Below are 23,263 nucleotides of genomic sequence, written 5' to 3' on the forward strand. Positions count from 1 at the left end.
TCCACTCCACGATGCGGAATGGATCACATCGCGCGCCCTGCCACAAGGGGGCCCCTGATCGGTGGCTACCATGGCCGGGGCCGGGCGACCGATACCCGGCCGGGCCGACCGACAACCAGAGGGTCCGACACGGATTGCGGACACCCTCCCAGCCGGCCGCGTCCCCCCATGTACCGCACCCGGAGGGTAGTTTCCGTGCCGGCTGGAACGCTCTACCGCGGCCGGGAAGGCATGTGGTCCTGGGTGGCTCATCGAGTCACCGGCGTCCTCATCTTCTTCTTCCTGTTCGCGCACGTCCTCGACACCGCACTCGTTCGTGTATCGCCCGAGGCGTACGACGAGACGATCGAGATCTATAAGAACCCGTTCGTCAACCTGCTCGAGTACGGGCTCGTCGCGGCCATCCTGTTCCACGCGCTCAATGGTCTGCGGATCATCGCGGTGGACTTCTGGGAGAAGGGCCCGCGCTACCAGAAGCAGATGCTCTGGACTGTCGTCGGCGTCTGGGTCGTGCTGATGGCCGGGAGTGCCTACCCGATCCTGCAGCACTCGATCAAGACCATCTTCGGGAGCTGAAGTGTCCGCCACCATCGAAAACGCGCCCAAGATCCACGGCGGCGGCCCGGCGATCGAGTCTCCGCGCAGCAAGCGTTCACCGCGTTCGACCAAGACCAACTTCGAGCTCTACGGCTGGCTGTTCATGCGGCTGTCCGGTGTGCTCCTGGTCGTCCTGGTGATCGGCCACCTGATCATTCAGCTCGTCCTGGACGGCGGTGTGACCAAGATCGGATTCGCGTTCGTCGCGGGCCGCTGGGCGTCGCCGTTCTGGCAGTCGTGGGACCTCATCATGCTGTGGCTCGCCGAGCTGCACGGTGTCAACGGTCTGCGCACGATCATCAACGACTACGCGGAGCGGGACCAGACCCGGTTCTGGCTCAAGGCGCTGCTCTACACGTCCGCGCTGATCGTGCTTTTCCTGGGGACCTTGGTGATCTTCACCTTCGACCCGAACATCGGTAGCTGACCAGTACCCGAGGACTGAACGAGCATCATGCAGACCCACAAGTACGACACCGTCATCGTCGGCGCGGGCGGCGCCGGCATGCGCGCGGCCCTGGAGTCGAGCAAGCGCAGCCGTACCGCCGTACTGACCAAGCTGTATCCCACGCGTTCGCACACCGGTGCCGCCCAGGGCGGCATGTGTGCCGCCCTGGCGAACGTCGAGGAGGACAACTGGGAGTGGCACACGTTCGACACGGTCAAGGGTGGTGACTACCTCACCGACCAGGACGCCGCGGAGATCATGTGCAAGGAGGCGATCGACGCCGTCCTGGACCTGGAGAAGATGGGCCTCCCCTTCTCCCGGACCCCCGAGGGCCGGATCGACCAGCGCCGCTTCGGTGGACACACCCGCGACCACGGCAAGGCGGCGGTGCGCCGCTCCTGCTACGCGGCGGACCGCACCGGCCACATGATCCTGCAGACGCTGTTCCAGAACTGCGTCAAGCAGAACGTCGAGTTCTACAACGAGTTCTACGTGCTCGACCTGCTCCTGGCCGAGGACGAGGCGGGCAACAAGACCACCTCGGGCGTCGTCGCCTACGAGCTGGCCACCGGCGAGATCCACGTCTTCCAGGCCAAGTCGGTGATCTTCGCGACCGGTGGCTTCGGCAAGGTCTTCAAGACCACCTCCAACGCGCACACCCTCACCGGCGACGGCATGGGCATCGCGTGGCGCCGGGGACTGCCGCTGGAGGACATGGAGTTCTATCAGTTCCACCCGACCGGTCTCGCGGGCCTGGGCATCCTGCTCACCGAGGGTGCCCGCGGCGAGGGTGGCATCCTGCGCAACGCGGACGGCGAGCGCTTCATGGAGCGCTACGCGCCGACCATCAAGGACCTCGCGCCGCGTGACATCGTCGCGCGTTCGATGGTCCTGGAGGTGCTCGAAGGCCGCGGCGCGGGTCCCAACAAGGACTACGTCTACCTCGACCTGACGCACCTGCCGGCGGAGCAGATCGAGGAGAAGCTGCCCGACATCACCGAGTTCGCGCGCACCTACCTGGGCGTCGAGCCGACCACCGAGCTGGTCCCGGTGTACCCCACCGCGCACTACGCGATGGGCGGCATCCCGACCAACGTCGAGGCCGAGGTGCTCTCCGACAACACCACGGTGGTGCCCGGCCTGTACGCGGCCGGCGAGGTCGCCTGCGTGTCCGTGCACGGCTCCAACCGGCTGGGCACCAACTCGCTGCTCGACATCAACGTGTTCGGCCGGCGGGCCGGTATCGCCGCCGCCGAGTACGCCACGTCGCACGACTTCGTCGAGCTGCCCGAGGCCCCCGAGGCCACGGTGGTCGAGCTGATCGAGCGGCTGCGCGACAGCGCGGGCACCGAGCGGGTCGGCGCGATCCGTGCCGAGATGCAGGAGACGATGGACGCCAACGCCGGCGTCTACCGCACCGAGGAGACGCTCAAGCAGGCGCTCTCCGACATCAAGGGCCTGCAGAAGCGCTACCTGGACGTCTCCATCCAGGACAAGGGCAAGCGGTACAACACCGACCTGCTCGAGGCGATCGAGCTGGGCTTCCTGCTCGACCTCGCCGAGGTCCTGGTCGTGGGCGCGCAGAACCGCAAGGAGTCCCGCGGCGGGCACGCCCGCGAGGACTACCAGGCGCGCGACGACGAGAACTACATGAAGCACACGATGGCGTACCGCGAGGTCGACGCGAAGGGCGAGCACTCGATCCGCCTGGGCTACAAGCCGGTCGTGGTCACCCGCTACCAGCCGATGGAGCGTAAGTACTGATGACTGCCGTAGTGGAAGAGACCGCGCCCGGCAAGGGGCACGGAGCCACGGCCGCCGAGCGTGACCACACCCTGATCACGATCACGCTGCGGATTCGCCGGTTCAACCCGGAGACCGACGCGGAGCCGTACTGGCAGGACTTCAAGGTCGAGGCGGACCCGACCGAGCGCATCCTGACCGCGATGATGAAGATCAAGGCGGAGCAGGACGGCTCGCTGACCTTCCGGCGCTCCTGCGCGCACGGGATCTGCGGCTCGGACGCGATGCGGATCAACGGCCGCAACCGGCTGGCCTGCAAGACCCTGGTCAAGGACCTGGACATGGCCAAGCCGATCACGGTCGAGGCGATCAAGGGTCTGAAGCTGGAGAAGGACCTCGTCGTCGACATGGATCCGTTCATGCAGGCGTACAAGGACGTGATGCCGTTCCTGATCACGTCGGGCAACGAGCCGACGCGCGAGCGTCTGCAGTCGCCCGAGGACCGGGAGAGGTTCGACGACACCACCAAGTGCATCCTGTGCGCGGCGTGCACCACGTCGTGCCCGGTGTTCTGGAGCGACGGGCAGTACTTCGGCCCGGCCGCGATCGTCAACGCGCACCGGTTCATCTTCGACTCGCGGGACGAGGGCGCCGAGGAGCGCCTGGAGATCCTGAACGAGAAGGAGGGCGTGTGGCGTTGCCGGACGACCTTCAACTGCACCGAGGCGTGCCCGCGTGGCATCGAGGTCACCAAGGCGATCCAGGAGGTCAAGCGCGCGCTGATCTTCCGCCGCGTGTGATCGATTGACGCGAGGAGGGCCCGGGACCGTGTGGTCCCGGGCCCTCCTGCGTTTCCGGCCGGCGCGTTTCGGCTAGCGCGCTTCGGCCGCGCGTACCCGGTCGCCGTGGCGCAGGGTCGCGGCACGCAGCGCGATCTCGGCGTCGACGCCCCGGCGGGCGGCCAGTTCGGTGACGGCGAGCAGCAGGTCGCCGATCGCCTCGGGGCCGGTGTAGGCGTCGTCCGCGAAGGCCGTCGGCAGTTCGGGCGTGGGCACGGTCAGGCCCGCTTTGCGGGTCCGGGACAGGTACTTCGCCGCGAGCGCGAGCGCGGGTTGGCTCGCCGCCACGCCGTCCAGCGCCGAGTCCCGGTCGCTCTTCTCCGCCGCCTTGAGCGCGTCCCAGTTGGCCTCGACCGCCTCCGGCGTATCCGCCTCGACATCGGCGAACACGTGCGGGTGGCGGCTGATCAGCTTGTCCACGATGCCGCCGGCCACGTCGTCGATCGAGAACGGGTCGGCCTCGTCCTCCTCGGCCACCCGGGCGTGGAAGAACACCTGCATCAGCACGTCGCCGAGTTCCTCGCGCAGGTGCTCGCGATCCCCCGAGTCGATCGCGTCGACCAGTTCGTAGGTCTCCTCGACCAGGTACCGGGCGAGCGACTCGTGGGTCTGCTCGGCGTCCCACGGGCAACCGCCGGGCGAGCGCAGCCGGTCCATCACCGCGACCAGGTCGAGCAGCCGCGCGCCCGGCAGGTCCCACGCGCCGGGCAGCAGTTCGATCTCCGGGATCGGCTCGGTGTCCTGATCGCCCGCCGCGACCCGGGCCAGTGCCGGGCCCAGGCCCGGGTCGTCGTCGGTGGCCGCGAGCCACACCACCAAGCCGGTCCGGGCCCGCTCCAGCAACCGGCGGGCGAGCGCGCCCGGGCCGGTGTCGAGGTCGACGATCTCGACCTCGACACCGGCCTCGCGCAGATACGGCAGTTGCGGGTGGTCGGCGTCCGCGGTCAGCACACACCCGGTCGGGGTGCCGGCCGCCTCGCGCAGCGTGTGCCACGCGGGCCAGCTCAGCAGACCGGGGGCGACCCGATGGGTCCCGGCGAGCAGGACGAGACGGGCGGGCGGCGCGGAAGCAGACGAGTCACTCACCCGGCCAGCCTACGGTTTGACTCAGGTGCCGCTCTCCGCGCCGGGCGGGACCTCCACCAGGCCCGCGCCCGCGGGCTGGGTGCCCGGGGCGAGCCACGAGTAGGCGGCGGGCGTGGTGGTCAGCTTCGCCGAGTTCCAGGAGCCGTACCTGGGGTTCACGGTGATCTTCATCGAGCTCGCGACGTCGCTCAGGTAGGCGTTCAGTTGCTCCTGGCCCTCTGCCGTGCCGAGGGTGATGCCGCGGGCCTTGGCGATCTCGGACTTGAGCGCCTCGGTCCGGATGAAGTCGTCGACCTCGCCGGGCAGCACGCCGGTCTGGAGCAGCCGGACCTGGAGTGCCTCCGGGCTGCCGAGCCGCTTCTCCAGGCTGCGACGGGCCTGGAGCACCTGGGTCGCGTTCACCGTGCTGTGGTTGCGCCGGGCCGCCTCGTCGACCACGCGGCGCTGGATGAGCTGCACCAACTCGGCCTGGTTGGCCTCCAGTTGGGCGTTCGCACCGGCCAGCGGCAGGTTCTGCCGGGAGAACGCCTGCTCCAGCTTGTCGACCTTGGCGTTCAGGGTGGAGATCTCGATCCGGTCCTTGCCGACCACGGCGGCGGCACCGGCCTTGGACTCCGAGCAGCCGGCGAGCGCGAATCCGGTGACCAGCACCAGGCCCACCGCGGCCACCCGGGCCCGGGACGCGGATCGCCGCCGGCGGCGCGCGGAATCGACAGGGACTGAACGCGACGTGCGACTCACACGAACTCCCGGGGCTCGATGGCGCTGTACGGCGGTACGACTGTCGGCCACGGCAGGCGTGCGACCCATGACCAACGATCAAAGATACGGGTGGGCACGCCCGAAGTCCGCACATTCGCCAAGATCATCCGGGCCGGCCGGCGACTCGCGGCAGGTCCCGGGCGGCCGACCGCACCGCCCGGGAGCTGCCGCTACTTCGTCGCCGCGGCGATCGGCTCCAGCAGGATCGCGTCCACCAGGTCGCGCGCCCAGGCCAACAACGCGACGTCGCGCAGCGGCCGGCCGCCGATCCGGGCGGTCATCGGCTTGGGCACCAGGATCTGCCGAGTGGGCGCCTTGACCAGGGTCTTCGGGTAGAGCCGCTGGAGCCGCAGTTGTTGCGACTCGCGCAGGTCGACCGGTCCGAACCGGACGAAGTTGCCCTGGAGGGTGACGTCGGCCAGGCCAGCCCCGCGCACGTGCGCCCGGAACCGGGCCACCTCCAGCAGGTTCTCCACCGGCTGCGGCAAGGGTCCGTAGCGGTCCACCAGTTCGGCCCGCACCGCGTCGATGTCCGACTCGCAGGTGATCGCCGCGATCCGCCGATACGCCTCCAGGCGCAGCCGTTCGCCGGGCACGTAGTCGTGCGGGACGTGCGCGTCGATGGGCAGTTCGACCCGGATCTCCGAGATCTCCTCACCGGCCTCGCCGCCCGCCGCGAGTTCCTTGTACTGGTTGACCGCCTCGCCCACCATGCGCACGTAGAGGTCGAACCCGACGCCCGCGATGTGCCCGGACTGCTCGCCGCCGAGCAGGTTGCCCGCGCCGCGGATCTCCAGGTCCTTCATCGCCACGAACATGCCCGCGCCCATCTCGGTGTGCTGGGCGATGGTGGCGAGCCGCTCGTGCGCGGTCTCGGTCAGCGGCTTCTCCGGCGGGTACAGGAAGTACGCGTACGCGCGTTCGCGGCCGCGGCCGACCCGACCGCGGAGCTGGTGGAGCTGGGACAGGCCGAAGTTGTCGGCCCGCTCGACGATCAGCGTGTTCGCGTTGGAGATGTCGATGCCGGATTCGACGATCGTGGTGCAGACCAGGACGTCGAACTCCTTCTCCCAGAAGTCCACGACCACCTGTTCGAGCGCGTTCTCGTGCATCTGGCCGTGGGCGATCGCCACCCGGGCCTCGGGCACCAGTTCGCGGATCTTGGCGGCCGTGCGATCGATCGACTCGACCCGGTTGTGGATGTAGAAGACCTGGCCCTCGCGCAGCAGTTCGCGCCGGATCGCGGCGCCGATCTGCTTCTCCTCGTACGGGCCGACGAAGGTCAGCACCGGGTGCCGCTCTTCCGGCGGGGTGGTGATCGTGGACATCTCGCGGATGCCGGTGACCGCCATCTCCAGGGTGCGCGGGATCGGGGTCGCGGACATGGTCAGCACGTCCACGTTCGCGCGCAGCTTCTTGAGCTGCTCCTTGTGCTCGACGCCGAAGCGCTGTTCCTCGTCGACGATGACCAGGCCCAGGTCCTTGAACTTCGTCTCGGCCGAGAACAGTCGGTGGGTGCCGATCACGATGTCGATCGAGCCCTCGCGCAGGCCCTCCAGGACCGCCTTGGCCTCGGTCTCGGTCTGGAACCGGGACAACGACTTCACCACGACCGGGAACTGCGCGTAGCGCTCGGAGAAGGTGGAGAAGTGTTGCTGGACCAGCAGCGTGGTGGGCACCAGGACGGCCACCTGCTTGCCGTCCTGGACCGCCTTGAACGCCGCGCGCACGGCGATCTCGGTCTTGCCGTAGCCCACGTCGCCACAGATCAGCCGATCCATCGGGATCGCCTTCTCCATGTCGCCCTTGACCTCCTCGATCGAGGAGAGCTGGTCGGGCGTCTCGATGTAGGGGAAGGCGTCCTCCAGCTCGCGCTGCCACGGGGTGTCCGGGCCGAACGCGTGTCCGGGCGCGGCCATCCGGGCGGAGTAGAGCTTGATCAGGTCGCCGGCGATCTCCTTGATCGCCTTCTTCGCCTTGGCCTTGGTCTTGGCCCAGTCGGCGCCGCCGAGCCGGTGCAGCGACGGGCTCTCGCCACCGACGTACTTGGTCACCTGTTCGAGTTGGTCGGTGGGTACGAACAGGCGGTCGCCCGGTTGGCCGCGCTTGGCGGGCGCGTACTCCAGGACCAGGTACTCGCGCTGCGCGCCCTGCACGGTGCGCTGGAGCATCTCGACGTAGCGGCCGACGCCGTGCGACTCGTGCACGACGAAGTCGCCGGGCTTGAGCTGGAGCGGGTCGACCATGTTGCGCCGTCGACTCGGCAGCCGGCGCATGTCCTTGGTGGAGGTGCGCTGGCCGGAGACGTCCTCCTCGGTGAGCACGAGGGTGCGCAGCGATTCGGAGCCGAAGCCGTGGCCGATACAGCCGGTGGTCACGTGTACGACGCCGGTGTCCGGCACCCGGTCCAGGTCGGCGTCCAGGCGGGCGGCCACGCCCTCGCCGGACAACGTCTCGACGAATCGGGCGGCCGGGCCGTGGCCCTCGGTGACCAGCACCACGCGCCAGTCCTCGGCGAGCCGGCCCTTGATCTCGGCCAGCACCCGCTGGGCGTCGCCGCGGTACGCCTCGACCTCGACCGCGCCGATCGCGGTGCCGGTGTCGTCGGCGTCCGCGCTGAACGGGCTGAGCGACCACCAGGGCACGCCGATCTCGGCGGCGTGCTCGCGCACGTCGGCCAGGCTCCACAACGACGCGGCGCCCAGGTCGATCGGGCTCTCCCCGCCGCCCGCCGCCGCGGCCCAGGAGGCGTCCAGGAACTCGCGGCTGGTGGCCACCAGGTCCGCCGAGCGGGTACGTACCCGTTCCGGGTCGCAGACCAGCACGTGGCTCCCGGCCGGCAGCACGTCCAGGAGCAGCTCCATGTCGTCCACCAGGGCGGGCGCGAGCGACTCCATGCCCTCGACCGCGATGCCCTCGGCGATCCGGCCGAGCATCTCGACCAGCCCGGGGTGCTCCACGAGCAGCTCGCGGGCCCGTTCGCGGACCGGGTCGGTGAGCAGCAGCTCGCGGCAGGGCGGTGCCCACAGGCCGTGCTCGGCGGTCTCCAGGGAGCGCTGGTCGGCGACCTTGAACCAGCGGATCTCCTCGACCTGGTCGCCCCAGAACTCGACCCGGAGCGGGTGCTCCTCGGTCGGCGGGAAGACGTCCAGGATGCCGCCCCGCACCGCGAATTCGCCGCGCTTCTCCACCAGGTCGACCCGGGAGTAGGCGGCGGCCGCGAGTTGCTCGACGACGGTCTCCAGGGCGATGTCCTGCCCGGCGGTCAGCGCCACCGGCTCCAGGTCGCCGAGCCCCTTGACCTGGGGTTGCAGCACACTGCGAATCGGGGCGACGACGACCTTGAGGGTGCCGGTGCCGGCGTCGGCAAGGCCGCCGGAGGTCGGGTGCGCGAGTCTGCGCAGCACCGCGAGTCGGCGCCCGACGGTGTCCGAGCGCGGGGAGAGCCGCTCGTGCGGCAGCGTCTCCCACGAGGGGTATTCCACGACGGAGTCCTCGGGCAGCAGCGACCCGAGCGCGGCCACCAGGTCCTCGCACTCACGGGTGGTGGCGGTGACCGCGAGCACCGGGCGGTCCGCGCGGGCCGCGATGGCGGCCACCACGAACGGGCGCAGTGCCGGTGGTCCGACGAGGTCGAGGGCGGTACCGCGGCCCTCGGACGCGGCCCGCACCGCCTCGGCGACGGCGGGGTCCTGGACGACGATGTCTAGCAGACCGGTCAGACTCATGGGCCGGTTGGATCCTCCGCAACGCGAACGGCCCCGACCTTGGAAAAGGACCGGGGTTCCCCGTCAACCCTACGCCCGAAGGGGTCGGTGCCGCCCGCGATGACAACGTGTGACTGTGACCAGTACCGCCTACCTCTCCCCCTTGGCAATGCGACTGTTAGGGGGTCCAATGGCCTGCGAACAGGAATCTGACGGGTCGTCGGATTTTCGACGGGCCGTCGGGAGTCCGGGGCGGCGGCTGGAGCAGGGGAGACGACGGACACTATGAGCAGCGCGCAGCAAAAGCTCTACATCGGCGGCGAGTGGGTCGAGCCGGACCGCGGTCACTACGAGGTGATCAATCCGGCGACCGAGGAGGTCGTGGGCCTGGCGCCCGAGGCGTCCGTGGAACAGGCGAACGCGGCCGCCGCGGCGGCGGCCGAGGCGTTCGGCACCTGGTCGCGGACCACGCCCGAGGAGCGCGCGGGCATCCTGGACCGGGCCGCGGATCTGTTCCTGAAGATGGGCGCCGAGGTGGTCCCGCTGGCCGCCGCGGAGACCGGGGCGACCCTCGGGGTCGCGGGCATGATGCAGTTGGGCACCACGTACTCGCGCTTCAAGCGCTACGCCAAGGGCGCCCTGGAGCCGACCGAGACCCCGCTTCCCCCGCAGGCCGTCCCGGAGACCGCGCTGAGCAAGGCGGGCATCTTCGGTGCGCTGGAGGTGCGCCAGCCGGTCGGCGTGGTCACCTGCATCACCTCGTACAACAACCCGCTGGCCAACACCGCGGGCAAGGTCGCGCCGGCGCTGGCGATGGGCAACACGGTCGTGGTCAAGCCCGCGCCGCAGGACCCGCTGGCGGTCTACCGGATGGCCCAGGCGCTGGAGGAGGCCGGGCTGCCGCGCGGCGTGCTGAACATCATCACCGGCTCGGGGGTGGACGTCTCCGAGGCGACGGTGGCCTCGCCGTACGTGGACATGATCAGCTTCACCGGCTCGACGTTGATCGGCTCGCGCATCGCGGAGGTGGCGGGCCGCACCTTCAAGCGCCAGTTGATGGAGCTCGGCGGCAAGGGCGCGTGCATCGTGCTCGATGACGCGGACCTGGACGCGGCCGTGCACGGCATCGGCACGGTGTGGAGCTTCTACGCGGGCCAGATCTGCACCGCGCCGACCCGGGTGATCGCCCAGCGCGGCATCTACGACCGGCTGGTGGAGCGGCTGGCCGAGCACGCGAACGGCCTGAAGGTGGGCAGCCCGCTGGACCCGGCGACCCAGGTCACCCCGGTCATCTCGGCGGTGCAGCGCGGCCGGGTGGAGGCGCTGATCGCCAAGGGCCGCGAGGAGGGGGCACGCCTGGTGACCGGCGGCGAGCGGCCGGACCTGGCCAAGGGCTTCTTCGTCGCGCCCACGCTGTTCGCGGACGCGACCAACGAGATGACCATCGCGCGCGAGGAGTTCTTCGGCCCGGTGGTCACCGTGATCCCGTTCGACGGGGACGAGGAGGAGGCGATCCGGATCGCCAACGACTCGGACTACGGGCTGATCTCCTACGTGTTCGCGGGCGACACCACGCGTGCCTACACCATCGCGCGCCGGCTGCGCTCGGGCGGTGTCGGGGTGAACACCGTGGGTCGCAACATGGAGGCGCCGTTCGGCGGCTTCAAGCAGTCCGGCGTCGGCCGGGACGGCGGCTCGTACGGGTTGGCCGCCTACAGCGAGATCCAGAGCATCGTCTGGCCCAGCGCCTGACCTGCTCGCCACGACCGCGAACGGCCCCGGGATCCTTCCCCGGGGCCGTTCGCATGTTCGGGCCCGGGTCGCCTCGGGTTCGCCGGTTTTCCGCGTGCCGGTGCGATTGTCCCCCTAGCCTGAGGGGCGGTCCGCGGCGCTCGGCCGCGGGCTCGTCAGGGGGGATCACGCACGATGGCACAGCCGCAACGCCTGGTCCGGGCCTGGTCGGTGCGCGCGGGCGCCGCGCGCACGCAGGTGGAAGCCGGGGCGCGGGCGCGACGATGGTTGTGGTTTCGCGAGGCGTTCCCGGACATCGAGCGGCTGCGGGTGGTGGACCTGGGCGGCTCGGCCGAGTTCTGGTGGCACGCCCCGGTGCGGCCCGCGCACGTACGGGTGGTCGCGACCGCGGCCGAATCCGCGGATTCGACCTCGTGGTTGGTCCACGAGGCGGCGGATCCGCTGGAATGGTCCGGGAGTTGCGACCTGGTGGTGTGCGACGGGCTGCTCGACCGGTTGGCGCTGCCGACCGCGCGGGCAAGGTTGGCCGATGTCGTGCACGCCTCGGCGGAGCGCTACTGGCTGCGCGCCGCCGCCCGGGAGCACCCGATCGATCCGCAGACCTCGTTGCCCGCACTGCATCTGATGCCCGATCACCTGCGATCGCGGATCGCCGGAGCGGCGCCCCGGGTGTTCCCGGCCCGGCGCGGCGAGTTGGTCTCGCGCTTTCCGGGGGCGGTGGTGCGCGGCGAGCGGGTGGCCGGGCTGGTGTCGTCGTGGGTGGTGGCCAAACCACGTGCCGATCACGTGCCGGGCCACGCCTGACGTTGCATCACCAACCGCTCGGGGGTGGGCGGTTGCGCGAGGAGGGGGTTTCTCGGATGCGTGTTGTCATCGCCGGTCAGGGCTATGTGGGGCTGCCGCTGGCCGTGCGGGCCGCCCAGGTGGGCCACGAGGTGGTCGGTTACGACGTCGACGAGGGGCGGGTCAAGCGGCTGGCGGCGGGCGAGTCCTACGTCGAGGACATCCCGTCCGCGCACGTGCGGGCGATCCTGGACGCGGGCAGCTACCGCGCCACCACCGAGCCGCGCGATCTGGGCGGCTACGACATCGCGGTGATCACCGTGCCCACGCCGCTGCGCGAGGGTGTACCGGACCTGAGCTACATCGAGGAGTGCGCCCGCACGCTGGCCCGCTATCTGCGGCCCGGCGCGTGTGTGGTGCTCGAATCGACCACCTATCCGGGCACCACCGAGGAATTGGTCGGCCCGATCCTGGAGGAGGGCTCCGGCCTGACCGCGGGCCGGGACTTCCACCTGGGCTACAGCCCGGAGCGGATCGACCCGGGCAACCCGACCTGGAACCTGGTCAACACGCCGAAGGTGGTCTCCGGGGTGGACGCCGCCTCGCTGGCGGTCGTGGAGGACTTCTACGGCTCGCTGATCGATCGTGTCGTGCCGGTCTCCTCGCCGAAGGAGGCCGAGTTGGTCAAGTTGATCGAGAACACCTTCCGGCACGTGAACATCGCGCTCGTCAACGAGGTCGCGATGTTCGCCCACGACCTGGGCATCGACGTGTGGGAGGCGATCGACGCCTGCTCGACCAAGCCGTTCGGCTTCCTGCGCTTCACGCCGGGGCCGGGGGTCGGCGGGCACTGCCTGCCGATCGACCCGTCGTACCTGTCCTGGCGGGTGCAGCGCGCGCTCGGTCAAAGCTTTCGTTTCGTCGAGTTGGCCAACGACGTCAACAACCACATGCCGGACTACGTGATCCGCCGGCTCACCGCCGCGTTCAACACCCGGCGCCGCTCGGTGAACGGCTCCCGGGTGTTGCTGGTGGGACTCGCCTACAAGAAGAACACCGGCGACGCCCGCGAATCGCCGTCCACGCACGTGGCCCGGTTGTTGCTGAACCTGGGCGCGGAGGTCACCGCCGCGGACCCGCACGTGGATCTCGCCCAGGTCGTGGACGCCCGGTTGCGGCGGGTGGAGTTGACCGCGGAGACGGTGGCCGCCGCGGACGCCGTGGTGCTGCTCGTCGATCACGACGACGTCGATCTGGATCTGTTGCGCGGCGCCGACTACGTGCTCGACTGCCGGCGGGTGCTCGGCGCGGGTCCCAACATCGAGGTTTTGTAGGGCCGTTCCGGCCCGGCCGGGCGCCCGGTGGTCGTGGGTGTCGACCACCGGGCGCGGCTTCGATCCGGGTCCGGTCGGTCCCGCTCGTCCCTGCTCGTCCCGCCCGTCCGCCGCCCGGACCCGACGGCTACCTGTACTCGATGATCTTCGTCTTGTGCCCGGTGGCCTTGGTGTGCGCCTTGGCCGCCACCTGCGCCGCGTCCTTCGACCGGTATCGCTGGCGGGCGCCGTCGGACTTCGACGCACAACCGTTCTCCTGGCAGACCCATCCCCAGGTGCTCATGGACAACCTCCAGACATCGCAGGCGCCACCCCCGCCCCGTGGGACACGAATGACTTGGACGGCCACACCGCAGCACTTGCGGCCGCCGTACGGCCGACACTCGGCACGTCATGACACGCTCGTGACGGAACCCGGACGTTTCGGAGAAAAACGTTTTCCTTTTGAATGCCTAACGCGTCGTTACCGACATACAAAGGATGCAATACCGCGATCAATTATCTTTTCCGACGAATAGGGCAAACGAGTGGCTCGGGCTCGCTCGCAGGGGTGACGGGGCACAAGGCGAGCAGGGCGGCTGCCGAGATGGAGCAGGACGTTATGTCAACCGCCCCGGGCCCGAACGCGCGTCCTGGGCGATCGGCGACTGTCACCCATCCGATACATCGGGACCGGCTCGCTCCACCGGCACCGGCTCGACCCGCAGCGGCACCGTGCCGCCCGATACGCACTCGCCGGTGTCCAGACGCCACTTCCAGTGATGCCTCGGGCACTCCAACACGCCGGCCGCGATGTCCGCGTGCGCCAAGTCCTCGCCGGCGTGCGGGCAAAAGCGCTGCATCCGCACCCCGCACCGCTCGATCGACTCGCCGTTCGCGGCCGATTCGCGTTCGCGGACCATCTGCATGGTCTGCGCCGGATGCTCGCCGTAGCGCAGCAGACTCATCAGGGTCAGGTCGAACACGTCCGGATCCCGGGCCAGGCCCAGGCGCATGGACAGCAGCGCCTCCTCCCAGCCCACCGCGCCGTCCACGATCGCGCGCAACACCCGCTGCGGGACCTCGATCGTGTAGGCGGGGTCGACCGGTTCCTCCTCGAACACGATGTCGCCCGCGATCCGGCCCAGCCGCACGGACCAGGACGAGCCGTCCGAGGTCAACCGCACGTCCTTGCGCCAGTCGCCCAGGAAGCGCTTGTTCCAGCTCTGCAACCGGGCCAGGTAGGCGTCCAGTTCGGCCGGGGAGACCGGCTCGGACTCGCGCATCGCCCAGGCCCGCCACTCGCCCTCGCGGCGGTCGCGGTAGGCGCTCAGGTACGCCTCGGTGCGCAGTTGCGCCACCGGGCCGGTGGGCGCGGCGAGGTCGTCGCCCGGCGCGGTCTCGATCACCCGCACCCGCGGACAGGCCGCCGCGAAATCGTCGGCGAAGGCGTCCCACAGCGGGAAGATCGTCTCGTCCCGGTCGTTGAACCGGGCGAGTTCCGGATCCAGGAACACCGGCGGACCGGCCGACGGCAGATAGGCCCGCGCACCGGTCAGCCGTACCTTGCGCACCAGCGTGTCGAACAGGTCCGAACGCACCTCGGCGGTCTTCTTGCGCTGGGTCTCCTGCGGATACGCGTACGCGTTGGGGTACCACATCGCGCCGGAGAACTGGGCGGACAACAGGTCGATGTCGCCCGGGAGTTCGCTCAGCGGAGTGTTGCAGTCGTTGAGGTCCAGAAAGCGGTAGCCGGCCAGATCGACGAGCAGGCCGCTGTCCTCCTTGTGGCTGGTGTCCAGGAACATGGTCAGGGTCAGGCCCGGCGCCGGTGTGAACGACTCCCGGTGGCCGAGCACCACCTGATCGTGGAAGCCCAGCGCGCTCATCCGCTTGACCAGCGACCTGGACCGATACCTGGGCAACACCACGGTGATGCCGCGATCGAGTCGCTCCAGCACCCGTTCGTCGAAGTGGTCCTCGTGCAAGTGCGAGAGATAGAGCAGGTCGTGGTCGCCGGCCAGCACGTCCGGCAACAACTCGCGGTTGTCCGGGAACGGGAACCACGCGCCGAGGAAGGCCGGGTGGAACCACGGGTCGATCAGCAGCGAGAGCCCCGCGTGCGCGACCACGAAGCCCGCGTGGCCGAGATGACGGATCGCGCCGGGCGCGGGCAGGCACGTCGGTTCGTGTTCGGGCCCGACGCTCACGGCGGGCCCGAGGGCGGACTCGGTGCTCACAGCCGGCTCAGCGCTCCCGCGAGCACCTCCACGACGCGCTCCTGCTGCGACGCGGTGAGCTGCGGGTACAGCGGCAGCGTCAGGATCTGCTCGGCGGCCCGCTCGGCCACCGGGAAGTCGCCGCGGGCATAGCCCAGTTCGGCGAACGCGGGTTGCAGGTGCACCGGCACCGGATAGTGCACACCGGCTCCGACACCGGCCTCGTTCAACAGCGCGAGCACCTTGTCCCGCTCGGGCACCCGAACCGCGTACAGATGCCAGACGTGCTCGTTGCCCGGCGCGGTGCGCGGCACCCGCACGCCCTCGACACCCGCGAGCAGCGCGTCGTAGCGGGCCGCCGCCGCCCGCCGGCGCACGTTCCAGTCGGCCAGTCGACGCAGCTTGGCGCGCAACACCACGGCCTGGATGGTGTCCAGGCGCGAGTTGAAGCCCAGGCGCGCGTGCACGTACTTGCGCGACGAGCCGTGGTCGCGCATCTCGCGCAGCACCCTCGCGTAGGTCTCGTTGCTCGTCACCACCGCGCCGCCGTCACCGTACGCGCCCAGGTTCTTGCCCGGGTAGAAGCTGGTCGCCGCGATCGAGTCCGGCCCCCACCCGCCGGGCGAGACGCCGTCCTGGGTCGCCCCCTGGCACTGCGCGGCGTCCTCGACCAGGAACACCCCGCGCGCCTGCGTCAGCGCCCGCAACGCGGCCATCGGGGCCAGTTGCCCGTTCAGGTGTACCGGCACCACCGCGCGGGCCGGGACCGGGCCGTTCAGCGCCTCGGCGGCCCGCTGCGGGTCCAGCAGCAGGTACTCGTCGTCCACATCCGCGAACACCGGCCGGGCACCCGCCCGGACGGCCGCCTCGGCGGTCGCCACGAACGTGTTCGCGGGCATCACCACACCCGCGCCCGCGCCCACCTCCAGCGTCCGCAGGGCCAGTTCCACCGCGTCCGTGCCATTGGCCACCCCCACGCAGTGCGCGACGCCGGTGAACCGCGCGTACTCGGCCTCGAAGCCCGCGACATCGGGGCCGCCCACGAACGCGCACGTGGCCAGCACCCGGGCGATGCCCGCCTCGACCTCGCCGGCCACCTCGGCATGCGCGGCGGCCAGGTCCACCAACGGAATGCGATCCAGGTCAGCACTCATCCGCGTCTCCCCCTCGTGGTATCCCGACAACGGCGGGGGTCGGCGCCGACCGCAGTCGGCGGGCCGGCACCCCCGCCCACACCTCGGCCGGCGGCACGTCCCGCGTCACGACCGAGCCCATCCCCACCAGCGACCGGGCACCGATCGTGCACCGTTCGCGCACCAGCGCACCGGCTCCCAGGTACGCCTCCCGGCCCACCGTCACCGCGCCCGCCAACCGCACTCCCGCGGCCAGCGTGGCGAATTCGCCCACGTCGTCGTCGTGGGTCAGCACCACCTGCGGCATGGTGTGCGCGTGCGCGCCCACCCGGACCGAGGTGGTCAACACCGTCTGGGCCATCAGCACCGCGCCCGGCCCGATCTCGCACGTGCGCGGCACCACCGCGCTCACGTGCACGAGGGTGGCCCAGCGGGTGTCCGGCAGGCCCAGTCGGGCCACCACCCGCGAGCGGCTCCACCAGTTCGTCGGACTCCCGACGCACACCACCACCAACGCGTCCGGCCACGTGTGCACCGCGTCCGCGCCGCCGAGCACCGGGTAGCCGTCCACCTCGGTCTGCCATCGGTCCGCGTCGTCGTCCAGGAAGCCGAGCAGTCGCCAACCCGAACTTCCGCGCGGTGCACGGAAATCCGGGAGCGCCGCGGCGACCTCCCGGGCGAACCCGCCGGCGCCGACCAACAGCAGGTCGCGAAAGGACACTAGACCGCCGCCCGGACGCCGGCCGCCGCCCGCACCGCGGCGACCACCCGGTCCTGCTGTGCCTCGGTCAGGTCGTGGAACAGCGGCAGGATCAACGAGTCGCGGGTCAACCGCTCGGTGGCGGGCAACGGCACGTGTTCGACGTCCGCGTAGGCCGGTTCCAGATGCGCGGCCATGATCCCGCGCCGCGCCGAGACGCCGGCCCGGGCCAGTTCGCCGAGCAGTTCGTCGCGCGACATCGGGAAGTCCTCGGGCAGCAGCACCCAGAACGCCTGGTGGTTGGACAACCCGTGAGCCGGATCGCCCGCCGTCGCCAACCCAGGCAGATCGGCGAGCAACTCGCGGTAGCGCGCCGCCAGTTCCCGACGGCGGGCGACCATCGCGGGCAGTCGGCCCAGTTGCACCAGGCCGACCGCCGCCTGGATGTCGGTCATCCGGTAGTTGAAGCCGAGTTCGTCGTAGCTCTCCACCACCGGCGCCCCGCCCGCACGGTCCGCCGCGTCCCGATCGGCCGCGCTCACACTCATCCCGTGCTCGCGCAACCGGCGCAGCCGCGGTGCCGCGCTCTCGCGCGCGAGCGTGAGCATGCCGCCCTCACCGGTGGTGAGCAGTTTGCGCGGATGGAAGGAGAAGGTCGCGGACATCGCGCCCGCGCCCACCGGGCGGCCCTTGTACGTCGAGCCCGCCGCGCACGCCGCGTCCTCCACGACCACGATGCCGCGGGCGTCCACCAGCGCCCGCACGGCGTCCAGGTCGGCCGGGATGCCGCCCTGGTCGACCAGGACCACCGCACGTGTCGCGGCGGTGAGCACCGGTTCGATCGTCTGCGGGGTCAGGTTGCCGGTGGCGAGTTCGACATCGGCGAACACCGGGCGCGCGCCCACGTAGCGCACCGCGTTGGCGGTGGCCACGAAGGACAACGAGGGCACCACGACCTCGTCGCCCGGCCCCACCCCGGCGTTGATCAACGCCAGATGCAACGCGGTGGTGCACGAGGACACCGCGATCGCCGCGGGCACCTCGACGTATTCCGCGAACGCCCGCTCGAAGGCGGCCACCCGAGGTCCCTGGGCCACCCACCCCGAACGCACCGCGTCCGCCGCGGCGGCGGCCTCCTCCTCGCCCATCCAGGGCCGCATCACCGGAATTCGTTCCATGCTCATCGTGCCTTCCCCCAGCCCGGTCGCCCGCCCATGTCTGCCCGTCCGCCTCGCACCCGGTGGTGCACCGAACCCCCTCGGTGCCCCGATCGGATCAGACCGCGTCCCGCCACCACGCCACCAGTCGGCGCAGCCCCTCGTCGATGTCCACCTCGGCGGTGAAGCCCAACTCCCGTGCGGCCTTGGTGGTATCGGCCAACCGTCGGGTCACCCCGCCGGCCGCCCGCGCCGGGCCGTACTCGATGCCCAACCCGTCCGCACCCATCGCCACCAACAGCCGCTCGGCCAGTCCGCGCAGCGAAGTCTCGCTCCCGGACGCGATGTTGAACACCTCACCGGCGGCATCGGCCTGCGCGGCAAGGAGGTTGGCGCGGGCGATGTCCTCGGTGTACACGAAGTCCATGGTCTGCAGGCCGTCGCCGAAGATCAACGGGGGTTCCCCCTTGCCGATCCGCTCCATCCAGCGGATCAACACCTCGGTGTACAAGCCGTGCACGTCCATCCGCGGGCCGTAGACGTTGAAGTAGCGCAGTGCCACGTAGTCCAGGCCGTACATCGCCCGGAAGCTGCGCAGCAGGCCCTCGTTGAACAGCTTGGCCGCACCGTAGAACGTGTCGTTGTCGTACGGGTGGTGCAGCTCGGTGGTCGGGAACTCCTCGGCGAGGCCGTAGACCGACGCCGAGGAGGAGGTGACCACCTTGCGCACGTCGGCGGCGACCGCCGCCTCCATGACGTCGTAGGTGCCGTCCACGAGCACCTCCAGCGCGAGCCGGGGTTCCTCGACGCACTGGGTGATCCGGATCGCGGCGAGGTGGAACAGCACGTCGGTGCCCGGCATCAGCCGGGCCAGCAGCGGCCGGTCCCGGATGTCGCCGTCGACCAGCTCGACCCGCTCGTCGGCCAATGCCCGGGCCAGGTTGCCCCGATGCCCTCGGGTCAGGTTGTCCAGGACGACCACGTGCGCCGCCCCGGCGGCGAGCAGCCGGTCGACGATGGTGGACCCGATGGTCCCCGCGCCGCCGGTGACCACGCAGCGCGAACCGGCTATCTCGACACCCATCAGAGTTCTCCCACCGCGACGGTGACGCCGCCCAGTTCCAGGCTGCGCGAGGCCGCCTCCAACAGTTCCAGGACGCGCAGACCCGCGCGCCCGTCGGTCAGCGCCGGCCGGGAGGTGTCGATCGCGTCGGCGAACTCGGCCATCACCGCGCGCAGCGCCTCCCGCTCGGGCAGCGCGGGCGAGACCACGTCGCCCACCCGGTAGGAGATCAGCTTCTCCCGCCGGGCCTCCCGGCTGAGTTCGGCGTCCGCGGTGAGGTCGACCCCCTTGTCGTGCACCTGGAGTCGGGCCGCGGGATTGGTGTCGTCCCACACCACGGTGCGCCGCGAGCCGCCGATGATGGTGGTGCGCACCTTGGTCGGCGAGAGCCAGTTCACATGCACGTGCGCGATCGCGTCGTTGCTCAGCCGCAACACCAGATAGGCCAGGCAGGCCCGGCCGGTGCCCAGCGGATCCGCGCCGTGCGCCGTCACCGACACCGGGCGCACCCCGGGCGGCAGGATGAAGTCCAGGATGGACAGATCGTGCGGCGCCAGGTCCCACAACACGTCCACGTCCGGCTGAACCAGGCCCAGGTTGATCCGCACCGAGTCGAAGAAGCGGATGTCGCCCAGTTCGCCGCCGTGGATCAGCTCGCGGATGTGTCGGACCACCGGCATGTAGCAGAACGTGTGATCGCACATCAGCGTCAGCCCGTTGCGCTCCGCCAGTTCGACCAGCTTGACCGCGTCCGCGTGCGCGGCCGTGATCGGCTTCTCGACCAGAACGTGCTTGCCCGCCTCCAGCGCCGCCGCGACCAGCTCGAAGTGCGTCGCGGCCGGCGTCGCGATCGCCACCGCGTGCACCGCGGGATCGGCCAACACTTCCCGGTACGACGTGCTCACCCGCACCGTGCTGTACTCCCCCAGCACCGTGCGCGCCCGCGCCTCGTCCAGATCACACAGCCATTCCACCCGCAGGGCCGGTGTGGCCTGCGCGTTGCGCACCAGATTGGGTCCCCAATAGCCGGCCCCTATGACGGCGAGCCCGATGGCCCGCCCAGACCCGGAATTCGACATGACGAAGCGTCAACTCCCCTGCAACCCCCCGGCCGCGCGGGCCCAGCCGCCGCACGGCACCCCCACCCGAACGAAGCTAGCGCCCGATCCGCTCCGCCGCGGGTCAACCGGGAAATCCGCGGTCGGTCCGAACTGCAAAGATCTTTGCGGGAGTCCCGGTTGCACGGGTCGCCGAGACGTTTGGCACGCTGTTACACGCACAGTCACCGATCCGGGCGCGGCATGATCGATCCGTCGACACAACCGCGTCGATTGCAGCAGCACATGAACGAGAAGGGAACGCCACGTGGCCGCGGGTACTCCGACGACGACACTGGCGAAGGAACGTACGGCGGAAGTGGATCCGGACCTCGAACCGGTGGATCCCGACCCGCACGAGCGGGATGCCCCCGGGAGCACCCGGGAGAGCATCCTCCCGGCCGTGGCCGCGGCGCTGTTCATCGGCAAGCGCGTCCGGACCCGGGCCGGCGCCAAGGGCGACACCGTGCCGACGGCGCATCCGCTGGTCCGGGACTTCCTGATGGCTCTCCCGGTCGAGGCACGCGAACGTTGGCGGGGCCGCTGCCCCGAGGTCGAGCTGGTGTCCGAGCATCTCTTCGAGGCGGAGGCGGCGCGCACCAAGCGGGCGGCCCGGCGGGCGTTCACCGTGCAGGAGGCACGGCGCTCGCTCAAGGGGGCCAAGCTGACCCTGCGCCGGATCCGCGAGGACGGCGACCCACGACACGACACGTATCAACCGCCGTGTCGATCCTGCGCGCCGATGCTCGAACACTTCGGCGTCGCGTCGACGGAAAGCGGCTGACGTGTCCCGCTTCTCCACCGACGTGGTGCACGAGCTCAAGCGGGCCGGCTGGACCGTGGGCCGCCGCCGGCTGGCCCAGGCCGAGACCTGGGCCCGGCAGATCAGCGACCACGAGTCGCCCGACGGGCACCGGCACAGCGTGTTCCCGGCGGCGCTGGTGGCCTGGGCCGAATTCGGCACGCTGCACTTCGCCATCACCGGCGCGGGCAAGGACGTGCTCCGTCGACCGTTCACCATCGACCCCACCCGCGGGCTGCACCTGCCGCGCACGCTCACCGACGTGGGTCGCGCGCTGGGCACCCCGCTGGCCCCGCTGGGCGACGAGGACGACGGCAGCAGCTATCTGGCGATCGACCCGAGCGGTCGGGTGTTCGGCCTGGACCACACCGGCGAGTGGTTCATCGGCTCGTCGATGGACAACGCGATCAGCACGCTGGTCCTGGGGCTGGCACCGGTGCGCATCCGCGACGACGGGCGCTGGTAGCCGAGCGGGTACGGCCGAGGGCGGGTCCCCGTGGGGAGCCCGCCCTCGTTCGTCCGCCCCGATCCGCCACGATCAGGTGTTGAATTGATTCTGCGCGCGTTCCAGGCCCTCGCGCACCAGCGCCTCGCACGCGTCGGCCGCGCGGTCCACCTCGAACGCGAGTTCCTTGCGCTCGGTCGCGGAGAAGTCCTTGAGCACGAACGCGGCGACGTCCATCCGCCCGGGCGGGCGACCGATGCCGAACCGCACCCGCAGGTAGTCGGGTCCGAGCGACTTGGTGATCGACTTCAGGCCGTTGTGCCCGTTGTCGCCGCCACCGCGCTTGAGCCGCAGCACGCCGAAGTCGACGTCCAACTCGTCGTGGACCGCGATGATGTTCGCGACCGGGATCTTGTAGAAGTCGCGCAGCGCGGTCACCGGACCACCGGACAGGTTCATGAACGACATCGGCTTGGCCAGCACCACCCGGTGCGGGCCGATCCGGGTCTCCACCACCTGGGCGCGCGACTTGTGCGCCTTGAACTTCGAGCGATCCCGCTCGGCGAGCAGGTCGACGACCATGAATCCGACGTTGTGGCGATTCCCGGTGTACTCGGGCCCGGGATTGCCGAGGCCCACGACCAACCACGGACTGTTCTCCGTGCCGGCGTGGGCCTGCGACTCACTCATGATGTTGTGATCCCCGCGTTCGCCTTGACGACAACGACCGATCAGGCCTCGTCGGCCGCGGTCTCCTCGGCGGTCGGCTCCGGAGCCGACGGGGTGAGGATGTGCAGGATGACCGCGTCCGGGTCGCCCGCGAGCGCGGTGCCCTTCGGCAGCTTGATGTCCTTGGCGTGCACCGAGGCGCCCGGCTCCAGGCCGGTCACGTCGATCTCGATGGTGCCGGGGAGCGCGGTGGCGTCGGCCTCGACGGGGAGCGCCGGGACGACGGTCTCGAGCAGGCCGCCCGGGGCGATGTCGCCGACCGTGCTGACCGGGACCTCGACCGTGACCGTCTCGCCCTTCTGGACGATCAGGAGGTCGACGTGCTCGAGGTGACGCTTGATCGGGTGCCGCTGTACATCCTTGGGCAGGGCGAGCTGCGCCTTGCCGTCGATGTCCAGCGAGAACAGCACGTTGGGGGTCTTGAGCGCGAGCATGAGCTCGTGGCCCGGAAGCGCAAGGTGGAGCGGAGCGGAGCCGTGACCGTAGAGGACGGCCGGCACCTTACCCGCGCGACGGGCGCGACGGGCGGCACCCTTGCCGAACTCGGAACGCGGCTCGGCGACGATACGGACCTCGGACACGACGGGTACTCCTCGAACGACGCGGTGGCGGATGGCGGGGCGGGGTCCCCATGGTGCGGACCGACTGCGGACGATGATCGCCGGAGCCGGTTCGTAGGTGCCCGAGTGGCACCGGGTCCCCTGCAAAAGCCTTGGAGGAGCACACGACACACAACTACCGCGTCGATCACGGAGCAAGTAGCGCGCATCCCTCGCCGGGCAACCCCGTTAGCCTACCCGCTCTTCTCGGTCACCCCGAAATCGGGTCGCGGCGAGCACCACTCGAACGAGTGACAGTGCGCTCCCCATGCGGGGCAACATACCTTGA

The 23,263-nt window shown here is 70.5% G+C and carries 21 protein-coding genes; 9 read left to right on the plus strand and 12 right to left on the minus strand.

Translation table 11 applies throughout. From position 1 onward, the window contains the following. Positions 1-195 precede the first annotated feature (195 nt). The 4 genes from sdhC to ACFXMF_RS11315 are packed head-to-tail and all read left to right on the plus strand — an operon-like array spanning position 196 to position 3,588. Entirely contained in the window at positions 196-576 is a 381-nt protein-coding gene (gene sdhC / locus ACFXMF_RS11300; RefSeq protein ID WP_360307991.1) for a succinate dehydrogenase, cytochrome b556 subunit, read from the plus strand. A 1-nt stretch (position 577) separates the two neighbouring features. Beyond that, entirely contained in the window at positions 578-1,024 is a 447-nt protein-coding gene (locus ACFXMF_RS11305; protein WP_379990804.1) for a succinate dehydrogenase hydrophobic membrane anchor subunit, read from the plus strand. A 27-nt stretch (positions 1,025-1,051) separates the two neighbouring features. Next, on the plus strand, positions 1,052-2,809 hold the full coding sequence (sdhA, locus tag ACFXMF_RS11310; RefSeq protein WP_360307988.1) for a succinate dehydrogenase flavoprotein subunit: 1,758 nt from the start codon (positions 1,052-1,054) through the stop codon (positions 2,807-2,809). Continuing rightward, positions 2,806-3,588 (plus strand): succinate dehydrogenase iron-sulfur subunit, encoded by a 783-nt coding sequence (locus ACFXMF_RS11315; protein ID WP_026219069.1) that lies wholly within the window; start codon positions 2,806-2,808, stop codon positions 3,586-3,588. Before sdhA ends, ACFXMF_RS11315 begins: the two co-directional genes overlap by 4 nt. Before the next feature lie 72 nt (positions 3,589-3,660). On the opposite strand, the gene ACFXMF_RS11320 is transcribed toward ACFXMF_RS11315, so the two are convergent. From ACFXMF_RS11320 to mfd, 3 genes are all read right to left on the minus strand, one after another. Beyond that, positions 3,661-4,713 carry a MazG family protein gene (locus ACFXMF_RS11320; protein ID WP_360307985.1) on the minus strand — a complete coding sequence of 351 codons (1,053 nt, stop codon included), beginning with the start codon at positions 4,711-4,713 and terminating at the stop codon, positions 3,661-3,663. Positions 4,714-4,734: 21 nt separating this feature from the next. Then, positions 4,735-5,382 (minus strand): SurA N-terminal domain-containing protein, encoded by a 648-nt coding sequence (locus tag ACFXMF_RS11325; protein ID WP_360307982.1) that lies wholly within the window; start codon positions 5,380-5,382, stop codon positions 4,735-4,737. 263 nt (positions 5,383-5,645) lie between these two features. Continuing rightward, a complete protein-coding gene (gene mfd, locus ACFXMF_RS11330; RefSeq protein WP_379992173.1) occupies positions 5,646-9,203 on the minus strand; it encodes a transcription-repair coupling factor in 3,558 nt (1,185 codons plus the stop codon). A 264-nt stretch (positions 9,204-9,467) separates the two neighbouring features. Here mfd and ACFXMF_RS11335 point away from each other — a divergent pair, with 264 nt between their 5' ends. The 3 genes from ACFXMF_RS11335 (at position 9,468) to ACFXMF_RS11345 (ending at position 13,051) form a co-directional block, all read left to right on the plus strand. Further along, positions 9,468-10,934, plus strand: a complete 1,467-nt coding sequence (locus ACFXMF_RS11335) for an aldehyde dehydrogenase family protein (RefSeq protein WP_360307976.1) — start codon at positions 9,468-9,470, stop codon at positions 10,932-10,934. 174 nt (positions 10,935-11,108) lie between these two features. Next, positions 11,109-11,738 carry a hypothetical protein gene (locus tag ACFXMF_RS11340; RefSeq protein ID WP_360307973.1) on the plus strand — a complete coding sequence of 210 codons (630 nt, stop codon included), beginning with the start codon at positions 11,109-11,111 and terminating at the stop codon, positions 11,736-11,738. 56 nt (positions 11,739-11,794) lie between these two features. Continuing rightward, a complete protein-coding gene (locus ACFXMF_RS11345) occupies positions 11,795-13,051 on the plus strand; it encodes a nucleotide sugar dehydrogenase (protein ID WP_360307970.1) in 1,257 nt (418 codons plus the stop codon). Positions 13,052-13,178: 127 nt separating this feature from the next. Here ACFXMF_RS11345 and ACFXMF_RS11350 read toward each other — a convergent pair whose 3' ends face one another. The 7 genes from ACFXMF_RS11350 to ACFXMF_RS11380 form a co-directional block, all read right to left on the minus strand. Next, positions 13,179-13,334: a hypothetical protein gene (locus ACFXMF_RS11350; RefSeq protein ID WP_360307967.1), complete on the minus strand. Its 156-nt coding sequence runs from the start codon at positions 13,332-13,334 to the stop codon at positions 13,179-13,181. 367 nt (positions 13,335-13,701) lie between these two features. After that, entirely contained in the window at positions 13,702-15,270 is a 1,569-nt protein-coding gene (locus tag ACFXMF_RS11355) for an MBL fold metallo-hydrolase (RefSeq protein ID WP_379989736.1), read from the minus strand. Further along, the gene (locus tag ACFXMF_RS11360) at positions 15,267-16,403 is read right to left on the minus strand and encodes a DegT/DnrJ/EryC1/StrS family aminotransferase (protein ID WP_360307961.1); all 1,137 of its coding nucleotides are present in this window, start codon (positions 16,401-16,403) and stop codon (positions 15,267-15,269) included. The genes ACFXMF_RS11355 and ACFXMF_RS11360 overlap by 4 nt, the downstream gene beginning before the upstream one ends. Further along, on the minus strand, positions 16,393-17,103 hold the full coding sequence (locus tag ACFXMF_RS11365; RefSeq protein ID WP_379989737.1) for an acetyltransferase: 711 nt from the start codon (positions 17,101-17,103) through the stop codon (positions 16,393-16,395). Before ACFXMF_RS11365 ends, ACFXMF_RS11360 begins: the two co-directional genes overlap by 11 nt. Beyond that, complete coding sequence (locus tag ACFXMF_RS11370) at positions 17,103-18,266, minus strand: DegT/DnrJ/EryC1/StrS family aminotransferase (protein WP_360307955.1); 1,164 nt, start codon at positions 18,264-18,266, stop codon at positions 17,103-17,105. The genes ACFXMF_RS11365 and ACFXMF_RS11370 overlap by 1 nt, the downstream gene beginning before the upstream one ends. Before the next feature lie 91 nt (positions 18,267-18,357). After that, positions 18,358-19,323 carry an NAD-dependent epimerase/dehydratase family protein gene (locus ACFXMF_RS11375; RefSeq protein WP_360307952.1) on the minus strand — a complete coding sequence of 322 codons (966 nt, stop codon included), beginning with the start codon at positions 19,321-19,323 and terminating at the stop codon, positions 18,358-18,360. Next, positions 19,323-20,381 carry a Gfo/Idh/MocA family oxidoreductase gene (locus tag ACFXMF_RS11380; protein ID WP_360307949.1) on the minus strand — a complete coding sequence of 353 codons (1,059 nt, stop codon included), beginning with the start codon at positions 20,379-20,381 and terminating at the stop codon, positions 19,323-19,325. Before ACFXMF_RS11380 ends, ACFXMF_RS11375 begins: the two co-directional genes overlap by 1 nt. Positions 20,382-20,667: 286 nt before the next feature. Between ACFXMF_RS11380 and ACFXMF_RS11385 the strand changes: the two genes are divergently transcribed. Both ACFXMF_RS11385 and ACFXMF_RS11390 read left to right on the plus strand, forming a co-directional pair. Continuing rightward, positions 20,668-21,183: a YwqJ-related putative deaminase gene (locus ACFXMF_RS11385; RefSeq protein WP_360307946.1), complete on the plus strand. Its 516-nt coding sequence runs from the start codon at positions 20,668-20,670 to the stop codon at positions 21,181-21,183. Between the two features lies 1 nt (position 21,184). Next, positions 21,185-21,667 (plus strand): SUKH-3 domain-containing protein, encoded by a 483-nt coding sequence (locus ACFXMF_RS11390; protein WP_360307943.1) that lies wholly within the window; start codon positions 21,185-21,187, stop codon positions 21,665-21,667. A 72-nt stretch (positions 21,668-21,739) separates the two neighbouring features. On the opposite strand, the gene pth is transcribed toward ACFXMF_RS11390, so the two are convergent. Together pth and ACFXMF_RS11400 are read right to left on the minus strand one after the other, a co-directional pair. Then, entirely contained in the window at positions 21,740-22,336 is a 597-nt protein-coding gene (gene pth, locus ACFXMF_RS11395; RefSeq protein ID WP_360307941.1) for an aminoacyl-tRNA hydrolase, read from the minus strand. A 41-nt stretch (positions 22,337-22,377) separates the two neighbouring features. Further along, the gene (locus ACFXMF_RS11400; protein WP_360307938.1) at positions 22,378-22,956 is read right to left on the minus strand and encodes a 50S ribosomal protein L25/general stress protein Ctc; all 579 of its coding nucleotides are present in this window, start codon (positions 22,954-22,956) and stop codon (positions 22,378-22,380) included. Between the last annotated feature and the right edge of the window lie 307 nt (positions 22,957-23,263).

The sequence above is a fragment of the Embleya sp. NPDC059213 genome (assembly GCF_042754445.1).
Lineage (GTDB): Bacteria > Actinomycetota > Actinomycetes > Streptomycetales > Streptomycetaceae > Embleya.